Source organism: Nitrococcus sp. (genome assembly GCF_059432795.1).
Genome location: NZ_JBXWZQ010000050.1, coordinates 1 through 12,634, shown reverse-complemented (window position 1 = coordinate 12,634; position 12,634 = coordinate 1). Strand labels below are relative to the sequence as shown.

Annotated in this window: 17 protein-coding genes and 1 other annotated feature; of the genes, 5 read left to right on the top strand and 12 right to left on the bottom strand. The window is 58.7% G+C overall.

Translation table 11 applies throughout. From position 1 onward, the window contains the following. The 9 genes from AC52Q4_RS04355 to AC52Q4_RS04315 form a co-directional block, all read right to left on the bottom strand. The coding region (locus AC52Q4_RS04355) for a sterol desaturase family protein (RefSeq protein WP_495535582.1) at positions 1-894 on the bottom strand (894 nt) is incomplete at its 3' end. Between the two features lies 1 nt (position 895). Continuing rightward, complete coding sequence (locus tag AC52Q4_RS04350) at positions 896-1,894, bottom strand: zonular occludens toxin domain-containing protein (RefSeq protein ID WP_495535581.1); 999 nt, start codon at positions 1,892-1,894, stop codon at positions 896-898. 12 nt (positions 1,895-1,906) lie between these two features. After that, the gene (locus AC52Q4_RS04345) at positions 1,907-2,191 is read right to left on the bottom strand and encodes a DUF2523 family protein (RefSeq protein ID WP_495535580.1); all 285 of its coding nucleotides are present in this window, start codon (positions 2,189-2,191) and stop codon (positions 1,907-1,909) included. Further along, positions 2,191-3,282, bottom strand: coding sequence for a virulence factor TspB C-terminal domain-related protein (locus AC52Q4_RS04340; RefSeq protein ID WP_495535579.1), 1,092 nt, complete (start codon positions 3,280-3,282; stop codon positions 2,191-2,193). Before AC52Q4_RS04340 ends, AC52Q4_RS04345 begins: the two co-directional genes overlap by 1 nt. 192 nt (positions 3,283-3,474) lie before the next feature. Next, positions 3,475-3,618: a major capsid protein gene (locus AC52Q4_RS04335; protein ID WP_495535578.1), complete on the bottom strand. Its 144-nt coding sequence runs from the start codon at positions 3,616-3,618 to the stop codon at positions 3,475-3,477. Positions 3,619-3,809: 191 nt separating this feature from the next. Continuing rightward, on the bottom strand, positions 3,810-4,139 hold the full coding sequence (locus tag AC52Q4_RS04330; RefSeq protein WP_495535577.1) for a hypothetical protein: 330 nt from the start codon (positions 4,137-4,139) through the stop codon (positions 3,810-3,812). Continuing rightward, positions 4,136-4,651 carry a hypothetical protein gene (locus AC52Q4_RS04325; protein WP_495535576.1) on the bottom strand — a complete coding sequence of 172 codons (516 nt, stop codon included), beginning with the start codon at positions 4,649-4,651 and terminating at the stop codon, positions 4,136-4,138. The genes AC52Q4_RS04330 and AC52Q4_RS04325 overlap by 4 nt, the downstream gene beginning before the upstream one ends. Before the next feature lie 9 nt (positions 4,652-4,660). Continuing rightward, a complete protein-coding gene (locus AC52Q4_RS04320) occupies positions 4,661-4,825 on the bottom strand; it encodes a hypothetical protein (RefSeq protein ID WP_495535575.1) in 165 nt (54 codons plus the stop codon). Next, a complete protein-coding gene (locus AC52Q4_RS04315; RefSeq protein WP_495535574.1) occupies positions 4,822-4,983 on the bottom strand; it encodes a MerR family transcriptional regulator in 162 nt (53 codons plus the stop codon). Before AC52Q4_RS04315 ends, AC52Q4_RS04320 begins: the two co-directional genes overlap by 4 nt. A gap of 617 nt (positions 4,984-5,600) precedes the next feature. Here AC52Q4_RS04315 and AC52Q4_RS04310 point away from each other — a divergent pair. The 4 genes from AC52Q4_RS04310 to AC52Q4_RS04295 all read left to right on the top strand — a co-directional run bounded on the left by AC52Q4_RS04310 (position 5,601) and on the right by AC52Q4_RS04295 (position 8,024). Beyond that, entirely contained in the window at positions 5,601-5,936 is a 336-nt protein-coding gene (locus tag AC52Q4_RS04310; RefSeq protein ID WP_495535573.1) for a hypothetical protein, read from the top strand. 18 nt (positions 5,937-5,954) lie between these two features. Next, the gene (locus AC52Q4_RS04305; RefSeq protein WP_495535572.1) at positions 5,955-6,515 is read left to right on the top strand and encodes a DUF2726 domain-containing protein; all 561 of its coding nucleotides are present in this window, start codon (positions 5,955-5,957) and stop codon (positions 6,513-6,515) included. Between the two features lie 140 nt (positions 6,516-6,655). Beyond that, complete coding sequence (locus AC52Q4_RS04300; protein WP_495535571.1) at positions 6,656-7,027, top strand: TIR domain-containing protein; 372 nt, start codon at positions 6,656-6,658, stop codon at positions 7,025-7,027. Between the two features lie 22 nt (positions 7,028-7,049). Further along, on the top strand, positions 7,050-8,024 hold the full coding sequence (locus AC52Q4_RS04295) for a caspase family protein (RefSeq protein WP_495535570.1): 975 nt from the start codon (positions 7,050-7,052) through the stop codon (positions 8,022-8,024). A 351-nt stretch (positions 8,025-8,375) separates the two neighbouring features. Here the strand turns inward: AC52Q4_RS04295 and AC52Q4_RS04290 are convergent, their stop codons facing one another. Further along, a complete protein-coding gene (locus tag AC52Q4_RS04290; protein ID WP_495535569.1) occupies positions 8,376-9,176 on the bottom strand; it encodes a restriction endonuclease in 801 nt (266 codons plus the stop codon). 61 nt (positions 9,177-9,237) lie between these two features. Between AC52Q4_RS04290 and AC52Q4_RS04285 the strand changes: the two genes are divergently transcribed. Next, a protein-coding gene (locus AC52Q4_RS04285; protein ID WP_495535568.1) for an IS3 family transposase occupies positions 9,238-10,460 on the top strand; the annotation gives its coding sequence in 2 pieces (ribosomal slippage) (positions 9,238-9,523 and positions 9,523-10,460; 1,224 coding nt in all). Continuing rightward, positions 9,516-9,632: a sequence feature (AL1L pseudoknot), on the top strand. It overlaps the preceding gene by 117 nt. A 36-nt stretch (positions 10,461-10,496) precedes the next feature. Here the strand turns inward: AC52Q4_RS04285 and AC52Q4_RS04280 are convergent. Both AC52Q4_RS04280 and AC52Q4_RS04275 read right to left on the bottom strand, forming a co-directional pair. Continuing rightward, positions 10,497-10,733 carry a hypothetical protein gene (locus tag AC52Q4_RS04280; RefSeq protein ID WP_495535567.1) on the bottom strand — a complete coding sequence of 79 codons (237 nt, stop codon included), beginning with the start codon at positions 10,731-10,733 and terminating at the stop codon, positions 10,497-10,499. 806 nt (positions 10,734-11,539) lie between these two features. Further along, entirely contained in the window at positions 11,540-11,944 is a 405-nt protein-coding gene (locus tag AC52Q4_RS04275) for a hypothetical protein (RefSeq protein ID WP_495535566.1), read from the bottom strand. Positions 11,945-12,634 lie beyond the last annotated feature (690 nt).

Sequence of the window (12,634 nt, the reverse complement as noted above, 5' to 3'; positions counted from 1 at the left end):
AAGCAGCGAGGCGAGGCTGCAGCGCTCCTGGGACATTTTGTTCATTTCGATGATTCCTGTGGTTTCGTGTGGTCTCGCGGTCGGGTGCGCCGTGTTCTCTACGACGTGGTACCGGGACGTCCAGGCGCGCGGCGCCTGGCGCCGGCGCGCTCCGCTGACGCTTCGCTTGCCGTCGCCGCCGGCGCCGCCGAGACCGAACGGGAACGCGAGCTGCTTGGTGAGTTCCCACGCCGTAGGGCCTGTATCGCGCACGCCGTAGCGCAGCAGCCTACGCTGGCCGGGGTTGGCGCTCGGTGTCCGCAGCGTGCCGCCGAGGCGATCCCACACGCCGAGCACGATGCCGTAATTCACATGCGAGCCCCGGGCGTGGTGCCAGGCATGAGAGGCCGGGCCGAGCAGGTGGCCCTCGAAGGCGCCGAGGTGCAACCAAACGTTCGTGTGCGCAAGCGCCGACCAGGCGAACTGCACGGCGGCGACGCCGGCGAGCTGCTCAGTGCTCGCCCCGAGTAGCCAAAGCGGCGCATAGCGAACGCCGGCCGCGGCCGCCTGGAACACGGGGTGGCCGAGGTAGTAGACCCAGACGTTCATGACCTCCGGGGCGTGGTGCCAGCGATGGATCGGCCAGAGGAGCATGCTGTGGGCGAGGCGGTGAAAGCCGTACCAGAGCGCATCGGCCACGAGCACGCAGCACGCCAGGCCCAGGAGCCCAGCAGGAATGAGGGAGCCGTGCGGCAGGTGCAGCACCACCGCGAGGGCAATAAGAAGATCGGCAAGGACCGACAAGGCGAGCGCGGCGAGCGCCACGGCCACATGATGGGCGCGTGGCCGATCGGCGAGCCGGGCCGGGGCGTACCAGTCCGCCAGGGTGAGCACTGCGACGATCAACCAGCTCATGTCAGGCGCCCCCGTCGTTCCACACCGGGCGCTTGGGCGGTTCCGGCACCTCGATGCTCGATTCTTTCTCCGAGTCCTTCGCCGCCGAGGCCTGGCGGGCACCGCCGGGCGTGCTGGCGTTGATGGCGTAAGGCAGCGGTTGGCGCACGCGGCGCTGGCACTCCCGCGTGGTGAGCTGGATGGGCTTTCCTTGCACCGTGAAGCAGCGGCAGCGCGAGTCGGTGGCGATGCAGCCGCCGACCGCCGTCATGGTCGAGGTGTCCGCCCAGTCCTTGTCGATCCAGGGGAGATCCTTGGCGGGTTCGGCTGGGGCGCCGTTGGCGCTGTTCGCGGGGCTCGCCGAGGGTGCGGCGTGGGCTTGGCCATCGGCCGTGGGCACTTCGCCCAGGAAAAGGCCGGAGTGGCTGAACGAGTAGCCGACCGCGACGGCGAGGAAGGCGACGACCACGGCACCGATCTTGAGGGCGCGCGGGATACGCGCCGTATTCTGGTGGATCGTGGCCGACTTGTAGTACGCATAAAGCTCGCTCGGGTACGCCCAAAGCTCGGTGTTCGCCGCGCGGCGCTCGCCGGGCTTGTCCACCTCCCAGGCGCGATCCTGCCAGCGGACGTTCGCCCGCGCCCGGCCGAAGATGCGGCAGACGTGCTCGTGCCGGCCGACCAGGCGACGCACGTGGGCGTGGATGAGGTTGGGGTGCTGAGTAATGAGATAAATATCGTGGCCGGTGTGGCGGTGGGTTTCAAAGGCCTGGATGTCCTCGCGGGCGCTTCGCCCCGCGCCCCGGCCATCGGAGCCGAACAGGCGCTGCGCCTCGTCGTAGACCACCGCCGCGCCCTCGGGCGTGTCGCGCCAGTCGGCGGGCGCGGGCTCCACGCCCGGATAGCAAAGCCCGTCGATGTCGCTGTAGACCGTGCGGCCCTCTTTTACGAGCTGCCTGATATGCCACAGGGCACGCAGCGTTTTACCGTGCCCGGGCACCCCCGTGATCAGCATCAACATGACGCTTCCCCCTCAAGATTTGCCAATGCCCAAAACGCCCGCCGCCGCGACGATCGCCGCGCGCGCCACGACGGCCGAGCCGATGATGGAGAGATACGTACCGATCCCCGAGTACGCCAAAAACGCGAGCCCGTCCGCAGGAAGGCCCGACCATTGCGCGGCGACCGAGTTCAGCGCGTCGGTCACTTGCGTGCTGAGCCAGGTCGCGGTAATTAAGGTGAGCCCGGCGCCCGTGAGGACGCGGGCGAGTGCCGAGCCCAGGAGCCAGCCGCCGACCGTTGCCATCATGGCGCCCATTACGTCCTCCTGCCGACGAGGATGCCGGCGGCGATGAAGTAGGCCATGGCGAGCAGAATGGGCCGGAGGATGTCCGCGCCGTCGCAGGCGGGCTGCCAGGGGATCTCAACGACCGTGTCGTTCCAGATGGTCACGGTGCTCGCGGCGGGACAGGCCGAAGTCCCTAAGCCCGAATCCCAATCGGAAGGAATTGGCACGTCGACGAGCGGCAGCTCCGGTGCTTCGGGTTCCTCGGGTGTCTCCTGCTGCCAGTCCGCCCAGTCGCAGACGATGGTGGCCCAGGTGCAGAACTTCGGAAGATCGGACTCGGGGGCTTCCTCCGAGGTCCCTTCCTCGGCGTCGCCCACCGTAGCCGGGGCGGGCACGGTTTCGGGATCGCCCCCGGCCTGCTCGACTTTCTCTTTTTGCAGATCCCACATGCCGTCGGCAATTTCTTGGACCGTGATGGGCTGGCCCGTGACCGGATCAATGAGCATGTCTTCCCATAGCCCAGGATCGCCGTGCTCAATGACGAGTTCGCCGAGCGTTTCATTACTAATAGTTTCACCCGGTATAGCCGGTTGCGTTGCCGACCCCGAGCTGTCATAAACGCCGATAAATTGATCTTCGGTGCATTCTGATGGCCCGCTACCGCCATTTTTCAGATAACAAACTTCGACGTAACCGCGCGTACTCGCCACGTCGTCGTACGGATCACCGCTGGTGAGAACGATGCTCGTGATCTCCCAGTTGAACCAGCCGCTATAAGCGGTAGGCAGATACTCTTTCCACAACGCAAAAGCCGACGCTTCGTCGCAAGCCCACGGCGTGTGGGCAGACGAAAACTCGTTGTTCCCCCACCTGCCGTTCTCGCAGGGATACCCGCCCGGGTCGCCCTGGCTTTTGACTTCCTCCGCTGCTTCGTCCCAGAGATAACCCGCCCCTTCGAGCAGGGCAGTGAGCGCAAGGTAGGCGGCACCGCCGGCGAGCCCCCGGCCGAGGATGCCCTTGGCGACCGAGCCCATGCTGATCTTGCCGATGGCGATGTTTTTCTCGACGTAGGTGGCGGCCTGGCCGAGCCCGATCTGGTAGGTGACCCGACCATTGAGCACGCCCCCGGCCTTTTGGATATGACGAAGCCCGATTGGGGTAACAGGTGGCGCGAGCGCGTGCGCCGGCAGCGAGAGCACTATCAGGAGAAAAGCAGATAGGAAGCCATGAGAATGACGGCGAGCACGATCCATCCTTCCATTCCTCACCCTCCGTGGAATGAAAGGGGCCTCCGCGTGGGAGGCCCCCGCCGATCAGCCCGCGCGGCGCACGTACTGATAGCCCTTGACGAGGAAGTAGATGATGAGCGCCGAGCCGGCCACAGCCGTGACGCCGGTCAAAACGGAGCCATCCAGGAAGGTCGTAATGGCCGATACATCAAGCGTTGGACCACCCATGGTCGGTTTCCCCCATTGCTAGGCCGCCCGCTTTAGCAGGCGGTATGCCCAAGCGACCGCAAAGACGAGCATTGCGGACGCACCGATAGCCGCCCCATCCTCAAGGGACAAGGGCGGCAATACGCCCTGCTGCAGCGCAACCCAGTTGGTGCAGGTCACGCCGTCAGAGGCGAATTCCGTGCACACGTACATCAGGTCTTGGCCGGTTGTGCCGGGCTCTGGCCAGAAGGCGCGGGCCGGTTGGCGTTGTTGGCCGCCGTCTCGATACCAAGGGCGTGCATGCCGGTCTTGCCGCCGCCGGCGAGGCGCAACAGCACGCGGACCTCGAGGAGCTTGGGCAGCTCGTGGGCCTTCAACTGGTCGATCACTTCGGACTCGCAGGTAAGCGTCATCGGGATGACGCCATAGACGTCCTTGTTCTCGTCCTCGCGCTGGGCGAGGAAGAGCTTTGAGTAGGTGTTGCCGTCGACGTTGACGCGCCGGGCGCCGAGCACGTCGACTTTGATGGTCTGCTGCATCATGAGCGTTCTCCTTCCCTTAGGCGGGACTCGATGGGCTGGCGGCTTTTTTGCGGCGCGCGGCCAGCGTGACGCGCCGTACCTCCCTTCGCTCGACGGCCCCGGCCGCTGGGGGCGTTGACCGCTTTCCCGGTCTCATACGCCGCTTGGCCGCCAGGGGGTTGGGTCGATGGGACTTCGGGTCGGTGTTCGGCTGTGGCGCGCGCTGTGGCTTCGAGCGGCCGGTGATTGAAGGCACCTGGAGTGCTCGGCCGGTCGTGCCGTGTCGCGCTGAGTGCGTGGAGTTGAGTAATTGCCTTGCGCAGCTCGGCCTGCGCGGAAGCGATATCGGCCGGCCGGCGCAGGCCGGTGCAGACCGGGTGCAACGCGCTCAGCACTTCGCGGGCGAAGGTGAGGGCGGCGCGCTCGGCGAACTCGCCGCGAGCGAGCGACAGCAGCGCTTGCGCATGGCGGCAGGCGATGAGCAGGAAGGCGAGCTCGTCGCGCGGGGTAAGCGTGGGCGTCTCGGTGCTCACGTTGCGCCCCTAAAACGTGTATCCGGAAGCCGCCGCCAGGGCTTCGGCGGTCGAGCCGTGGCAGGAGACCAGCAGCCACTCGCGGTGAATGCGGCTGTAGCGCTGCACGTAGACGCAGGCGCAGCCGGCGCAACGCAGAATCCGAAGGCCCGTATCCTCAACTTCGATGTTCATGCCCAGTCCTCCCGCTCCAAGCACTCGCGGGTCACCAGCGCAAGGTTCACCATCCGATGACGGCCAACCTTGACGCTCGGGATGTGGCCCTTCTCGATCATCCCCCGGACGATGCCTTCTTCTAGGCCGCTAAGCTCTGCAAACCGCTCTTTCGTCACAAGCGGCCACACAATCCCTTGCCCTATCGCACGCTCGTCCATATGCTCGAAGTCCACTGTTAAACACTTTGTTGCACTTTGCAGCACCGTGGCTACTACATATGTAGTACCTACATTACGAGGATACACGACAGTTGTAGTATGTCAACGATTGGGGCACGCGTCCGTGAGCTACGGGAATCAATAGGGGAAGGGCGAACACGGTTTGCTCAGCGACTTGGCGTGCCCATGAGAACAATCGAAGGGATAGAGCAAAGAGGCAGCTCGCCGAGGGGCGACGTTATGGAAGCGATCGCCCGTGAATGGCCGCAATACAGTTACTGGCTGCTCACGGGCGAAACGATGCCGGAACAGGGACAGATTAGCCCGGAGATAGAAAGGGCACGCAGGGACTCGCCAGGGGCGGAAAAGGCTTAGTAATAGCCGAGCGGGCATTGGCCCGCTGGTTCAAACAAGAAAAATACCAGCAACGAGAACTAGAACAAAGATACTAGCTCCAGCTACTACCACAGTAATGGACGGAAGCCAAAGAGGGGGAATGCTTCCGGTCCAGCCGCAAAGCAACACCGGACGTTCAGGAGCAGGCGAGACCACTGATTCATAAGGAAGGGGGTGTCATGAGGCTAAGGATAGCCACCACCGCAGCGATACTAATAGGCCTATTGGCTGTGCCAATTATTCAGGCAGAGGGAAACGGCACGCCCGCAGAAACGAACGGATTTCCAGACATTGGACCCACAATAAGGGGAGGCCTAAAGAAAGTCCTACATACAACGGTTGGTGACATGGTCCACGTCTTCACCGGAAGTGATCGAGAAATCATAGGCTGGAAAGAGATACACGTGCCGGGCAAACCCCTTGAAGAGTGCATTGGACCAGATAAGAACCTGAACGAAGAAGTGCTGCGGTGCCGAAATAGCTACACTCAGCGCGTACCTATCTACAGTAATTAACCGAGGGAGCCAGCCAGCATGGAAAGCGTTGGATATCTCGTGGTATTGGCTATAGCAGCTGCGGCCATCTCTGGATTCGCGTCCAACAAAAAGCGAAGCCGTCGCAATGGGGCGCAAGGTGAGGCCGGTCCGTCACCGGCCAAATTCCGAGCTAAGCGAGTACTCTCGGATCCTGAACAAGTTCTCTTCGGCCGCCTAAAAGCCGCTCTACCGGATCAGGTCATTTTATCCCAAGTGTCTTTCAGCCAGTTCCTGTTCACCAAGGGCGGCGACAGAAAGCAAAACTTTGCGCGCTTCGCTGAGGCTCGACAAAAGGTCGCCGATTTCCTCGTGTGCGACCCAAGCTTTAGGATTGTGAGCGTCATTGAGCTTGACGATCGAACCCACGAGAAAGGAAAAGATAAGAAAAGGGATGCTATCCTTGAGGAAGCTGGGTTAAAGGTCGTACGATGGAACGCCTCAAACATTCCAAACGCAGAGACGATCCGCCGTACGATTCTACAAGAGCGTCCAATGAGTGAGAGCAAGGGATTTTGTGATGCACCAGTAGTAACGCACGAGAAGCCAGTTCGGGAGTAAGACTAAACCCTCGGCATACTCTTCGCAGCATCAAGCGCAAGTTATCTGATTAAATGGTGCCAACCTGCCGATTTCATCAACATGCTGTATTGATCAAGAACATATAATATGTAACACAGTAACGAAAAAAAGGAGGGGGAATGGCAGAAAAAAAGGTGTTATTCGTAGCATTTGCTATCGAAGACGAAAGACAAAGGGATTTTTTGAAAGGCCAATCCTTAAACACGAAATCCCCTTTTGAATATATCGATATGTCGGTGAAGGAGCCTTACGATTCACGTTGGAAAGAACGAGTTCGCACTCGGATTCGGAGATCCGATGGTGTTATTGCCCTTGTAAGCAAAAATTCCCTGACCTCAACTGGACAAAGATGGGAAATATCCTGCGCCAAGGAGGAAAATAAGAAGGTTCTAGGAATCTGGGCCTATAGGGACGATAGAACTGATCTTCCCGGCGTGCGGACTGTCGTATGGAGCTGGAAAACTATTGAGAAGTTTATCGATAGCCTATGACGTGTAGGGGGAATGAGGCCAGATGAGAATTGCACTTGTTGTTGGAATAAATTACTACGAGCACGGTGGAAATTTATTCGGATGCGTTGGTGATGCCTATGCTGTTAAATCAGCGTTGGGCAGGCACGATGGGGGAGAGGTTAACTTTGATTGCCGCCTTCTAACTGGAACAGGGCCAGCAGACACAGTGCTGCGTGGCGATCTGAAAGATCAGATCGAAGGGCTTTTCGACGTTGACGCCGAAATAGCGCTACTTTACTTTGCCGGGCACGGGCACATAGAAGCTTCAGGCGGCTACATACTTGCCACGGATTCTAGACGTGGGGATGAAGGTGTATCTTTATCATGCATTCTGACACTGGCAAACGCTTCTCCCGCTAAGAATAAAGTGATCATATTAGATAGTTGTCATTCTGGCATAGCAGGTACGCCTCCTGGTGGAGATCAACTTGCGAATCTTTCGGAGGGGCTGACCGTGCTAACCGCATCTACGAAAGACCAATACGCCACGGAGGAAAATGGGCGGGGAGTATTTACAACGCTCTTGGTGGATGCGCTGAATGGAAGTGCCGCTAATCTTACCGGCGACATTACACCAGGCAGTGTATATGCTCACATAGATCAGTCATTAGGGGCCTGGGAACAACGACCTGTTTTCAAAACAAACGTTAAGCAGTTCGTCTCGTTACGCAAGTCCTCACCTCCGATTAATATCGATGATCTGCGACGAATCACTGAGTTTTTTCCTGTGCCTGGATTTCAGTACGCCCTTGATCCAACATATGAACCAGAAATGAGAGGAAGAGATGCTGAAATGCCACCACCGAATGAACAGAACACGAGAATATTCTCGATTCTTCAGCGGTATAACCGACTAAATCTTCTTGTTCCTGTTAATGCTCCACATATGTGGCATGCTGCAATGGAGAGTAAAGCATGTAGGCTTACAGCATTAGGTGAACACTACAGGAGGCTTGTAGAAAAAAACAGGATCTAGACACGCAAAGTGCGATCAAAGAAGTGCCGCACCAGACGAAAATACTGTTCGACTGCATTTCTGATCGCGGGCTTAGTCGTTATCGTGAAGCTCGATAGTGCTTATATACCTTATAGTTAAATGATTCGTGCATGTCCATGCAGCGTCCACGCCGATATGAATTAAAGTGGGCTAATGTGGCCTCATACTTTTATAAGCAACTAATTCGATGGAGAAAATGGAGTGCTGTGGGCTGATTCAAAGGACTCTGACTCCGTGTTCCGCACGCTCGCCGGCCTCAAGCGAAGTGCTGCCCGACTAGGTGATCTTCGACAACAAGCTCTTTATGGATGCTATGTAAGCGATGCGTACTCATGCATCGTTTCCCCCTATCGGTGCCCATATCTGCTTGAGCGGCAGTTTCGCGCGTGTCTCGTCTGAAAGCTCGCGATAGGCCCGAAATAGCGCTTTTAGCACGTCTGGCATCTGCCACAGCCGAAGCTTGAAGAAATTGTTCTCAAGCTCCTTCTGAGCAGCCGGATTCACGCCTCCGATACTGACAAGGAGCCCCGTCTGCGCCTGCGTGTTCGAAACCGAACCGATGAGCCGCAGGACCACATCGTGATTGGCCGCACCGTCTCCCGATTTAACTTGTACGCAGATTCGGTCCTCGCCGAGACCGAGCATGCCGCCGGCGGCAAGGATATCCACACCGCCATCCGGGCCGGGCAACGAGACCTTCGTCGTGTAGCCCTCGACGCGCAAAATCTCCGCGACAAGCTCAGCCAGCCCATGGCCGGAAAACTCTGATTTGATGAGCGAAATGATCTGCTGGTTGGCAATGTCCTCGATATTTGTGGCGTAGTCTTCGGCTTCCGCTTCGTCGCCATGGGGATGGGCCGGTGTAACCCCCTGCTTGCCAAGAAGCGCGCCGGGATCGGCACTTGTCCTGAGAACCGCGCGTACACGATCAAGCGCCGAATTGCGTTTGATTTCGCAGATCGTCATAAAAGCGCCGAACGAATGCCGTAAATCCTGTTTAAAAATGTCACGCGGAACGGATTCTTCCTGCCATTTAATGGTCCGTGAGTGCTTGTGCGGATCGTCAGCGTCATAGACGTAATCGCCGGTGACTTCGCCGATCGCCACACCGTTGGTAACCTTGCGCGGCATCACCACAAGATTGAACCGCCCCGGGATTCCCGGAGGCTCCAAACCTTGAGAGTATGGAGCCATGAGCAGAACGACGAAGTATTCACCGGAAGTCCGGACACGGGCGGTGCGAATGGTCAGCGAGCACCAGTCTGACTATCCCTCGGAATGGGCCACGATCCAGGCGATTGCCTCAAAGTTGGGTTGCACCTCGGAGACGTTGCGTCGCTGGGTCCGACAGGCTCAGCGTGACGCGGGTGTTCGCGAGGGAACAACCACCGATGAGCGCGAGCGGCTCAAGGCGCTGGAGCGCGAGGTTCGCGAGCTGCGCCAGGCCAACGAGATTCTTCGCAAGGCCTCGGCCTATTTTGCCCAGGCGGAGCTCGACCGCCGCCCGAAGTGATGAAGGCGTTCCTCGACGACCACCGGCACATATACGGGGTCGAGCCGATCTGCAGGATACTGCCGATCGCCCCGTCGACGTACTATCTGCGTGCTGCCCGTAAAGCCGGTCGCTGCCAGCGCCCGGCGCGGACACGCCGCGATGAATACCTCTGCGGGGAGATCCGCCGGGTCTGGGAGGAGAATTTTCGAGTCTACGGCGCTCGTAAGGTCTGGCACCAATTGATCCGCGAGGGTATCGCGCCGGCGCGCTGCACGGTCGAACGGCTAATGCGCCAGATGGGATTGCAGGGCGTAGTGCGGGGAAAGCCGCACAAGACCACGGTGAGCGACAAGGCCAAGCCTTGCCCGCGGGATCGGGTCAACCGCCGGTTCTGGGCGGAGCGGCCGAATGCGCTGTGGGTGTCGGACTACACCTACGTCTCGACCTGGCAAGGCTTCGTCTATGTCGCCTTCGTCATTGATGTCTTTGCCCGGCGCCTCGTCGGCTGGAAAGCCTCCACCTCGGCGCGCACCGACTTCGTGCTCGATGCGCTAGAGCAGGCGCTGTATGAGCGGCGACCGGCCGAGGGCGGCGGTCTGATCCACCACAGTGACCGCGGAGTGCAGTACGTGTCGATTCGCTACACCGAGCGCTTGAAGGAGGCTGGCATCGAGCCGTCGGTCGGCAGCGTCGGCGACTCCTATGACAATGCGCTGGCCGAGACGATCAACGGTCTCTACAAGGCCGAAGTCATCCATCGCCAGTCCTGGAAGACTCCTCAGGCGGTGGAGCTGGCGACATTGGCTTGGGTCGACTGGTTCAACCACCGGCGGGTGCTGGAACCGATCGGCAACGTGCCCCCCGCTGAGGCCGAAGCGGCGTATTATCGGCAACTCAACGAGTCCGCCAAAGCGGCATGACTCACACCAACGGGCCTCCGGAATAGCCGGGGCGATTCAATCGCCTTCCTGGATCGTGTTGACGAACTGGTTGAGTTGTGCGGCGAAATTGCGAAGACGGTTATGCCCTGCGTTAGGCATAATTTCTTGCAGATGCGCAAGGATCGCATTGCGGTCCTTCAACGCACTCAGGTCCCCAACTTCAAGGAATCCGGGAAAGAGCTTGCTCCGCTCAATCGCGGCAAGCTCGCGTTCGCCCTGTTTCCCGGCGCGGACAATCCAAAGTCTTGTCATATCCCCCCTGTACCTGCTCAGCAGCGCATGAACTGGCTATCTCTTCCTTGATCCTGTCCAAATGCCAGTCGGTTTCTCCGCGCCTACTACACGTCGCAACATCGACTTATAATGCTACTTAACGCGGACCGTAAATACTGATGAATACCTCCGCGTGGAAGGCTGGCAGGATTCTGGACAGTCCTGCCGATACGATCGAGAGAGCAAGCGAGCTCTTTCTGGCAGCAGCGCCGTCGTCCGGAAGCAGTACTCTCATAAGTTGTTATTGATTTGTTCGTGTCCACAGAGCGTCTACATCGGTGCGGCTTGTAGTGGCATACTATGGCTGTAGACTTTTATAAGCAACTGAATTTGTGTATAAAGTGGATCAGTGTGGCGCAATATAAAGAACTGAAAATCCCCGTGTCGGCAGTTCGATTCTGTCCCTGGCCACCATATAAACAACGACTTATCTCACCATCCGCCGTGCGCGGTGTCCAACGGGGACCCGAGCGGGGACCCGGTTTGGTGATGGTCTTCACATGACGCTGATGTAATGCGACAACTAACTTGCGACGCGGCGACAAGTAGTTTGCGAAGTCGTCTCGGGCAAGGAAACCACCCTTTCGACCACTGTTAAACACCCATCAAACAGCATTCACCCACCAGGCTCACCCGCCACGCTGGTGAGGGGCGCCCCTCCAACCAACCGGCCATTTCGCCCCGCTCCAGTTTCAGGCGCGCTTTGGCTACGGGGGATCGCCACAGTGATCCCTCGTCCGTTTGAGGTGCTAACGTAAGCTTCGAGCTCGGTGACCTGCTGGAAATCAAAGCCGAGTCGCTAGTACTTGCCTATCTGCCCTGTAACGCTCGAGCAACGCTTCCTTCACACGGTTATTGTGCTCCATCACGATTGCCTGGCTTTCGATACATTGTGCGAGCTCGTGGATCAAAGTGGCGATAATGATTACAAGGCCAATGCCAGCAGTAAGGGTCAGGGCACCGATCGCATAGGCAAGGATGACAAGCAGCGTCCGTTTGGGATGGTTGAGGTAAATGTACTGTATGCCGACCATGCACCAGGCAAGCGTCGCAAACGTATCGGGGTCCTTGGTCTTCCCGGAGAGTGCCTCATGGAAGGAACGTAGATCCTGTTCAGGGATACGATCGATCTCGCGATCCAGGCTGGCTTTACGTGCCTCGGCGCGACGATAGCGTGCGGATTGCCACATATCCGGTCTCTGTTACGAAACGAAATAGAAACGAAATAGCGAAATAGAAAGCGAAATAGGGGACGTACCCCAATATAGCTAAGGCCTAATCAGATTGCCTGCGGCCGTCGCCAGGAAGTGGATTTGCCTGAAGTAGCGTGCGAGTCGCTGCCGTAGAGTGCGGAACGCATCACACATGAATCAACTATGCGTCGTAGGCTGTTTTCAGGCTAACCAAGTTTCAGGCAATGGCCACCTAAGAAACCTCAATATGAAGGGCTGTTTGCAGGTAGTTCTGGTAGGGCTTGTCCTACTCGTCATACTAGCGATGTTTGCGGGGAATTCAGATAATGATTCTTCCTCGCGCCATTCCCCTACTCATCCAGACCGGTCGCTCGCGCAAACGATGGCGGAGTCAATCATCGAGGACTACCTCAAAGCTCCCAGTACCGCAGAATTCAGCTCTTACCCGCAGATCCGTTACGACGCTAATCGGAAGATTTACTCGCTCATTGGGGAGGTTGACTCCGAAAACAGCTTCAGCGCAATGCTTCGCAACGATTATGTCATCATCTTTCGTCCGATCTGCGATAGCGAGTATTCAAAAAGCTGCTGGGACATACCTATGCACTTAGCTCCTAACATGCGGTATATCAACGCACTCTGATTTTGCGAGCCGAGGGATGCTACCCAAGACCCGGAACGGCTCTG

Bases quoted from the DNA above. Each gene is read 5' to 3' on its own strand.
- AC52Q4_RS04280 (WP_495535567.1), bottom strand. From the start codon at position 10,733: ATGACAAGACTTTGGATTGTCCGCGCCGGGAAACAGGGCGAACGCGAG.
- AC52Q4_RS04310 (WP_495535573.1), top strand. From the start codon at position 5,601: ATGAGGCTAAGGATAGCCACCACCGCAGCGATACTAATAGGCCTATTG.
- AC52Q4_RS04295 (WP_495535570.1), top strand. From the start codon at position 7,050: ATGAGAATTGCACTTGTTGTTGGAATAAATTACTACGAGCACGGTGGA.
- AC52Q4_RS04300 (WP_495535571.1), top strand. From the start codon at position 6,656: ATGGCAGAAAAAAAGGTGTTATTCGTAGCATTTGCTATCGAAGACGAA.
- AC52Q4_RS04275 (WP_495535566.1), bottom strand. From the start codon at position 11,944: ATGTGGCAATCCGCACGCTATCGTCGCGCCGAGGCACGTAAAGCCAGC.
- AC52Q4_RS04330 (WP_495535577.1), bottom strand. From the start codon at position 4,139: ATGATGCAGCAGACCATCAAAGTCGACGTGCTCGGCGCCCGGCGCGTC.
- AC52Q4_RS04350 (WP_495535581.1), bottom strand. From the start codon at position 1,894: ATGTTGATGCTGATCACGGGGGTGCCCGGGCACGGTAAAACGCTGCGT.
- AC52Q4_RS04335 (WP_495535578.1), bottom strand. From the start codon at position 3,618: ATGGGTGGTCCAACGCTTGATGTATCGGCCATTACGACCTTCCTGGAT.
- AC52Q4_RS04320 (WP_495535575.1), bottom strand. From the start codon at position 4,825: ATGAACATCGAAGTTGAGGATACGGGCCTTCGGATTCTGCGTTGCGCC.
- AC52Q4_RS04290 (WP_495535569.1), bottom strand. From the start codon at position 9,176: ATGCCGCGCAAGGTTACCAACGGTGTGGCGATCGGCGAAGTCACCGGC.
- AC52Q4_RS04305 (WP_495535572.1), top strand. From the start codon at position 5,955: ATGGAAAGCGTTGGATATCTCGTGGTATTGGCTATAGCAGCTGCGGCC.
- AC52Q4_RS04345 (WP_495535580.1), bottom strand. From the start codon at position 2,191: ATGGGCGCCATGATGGCAACGGTCGGCGGCTGGCTCCTGGGCTCGGCA.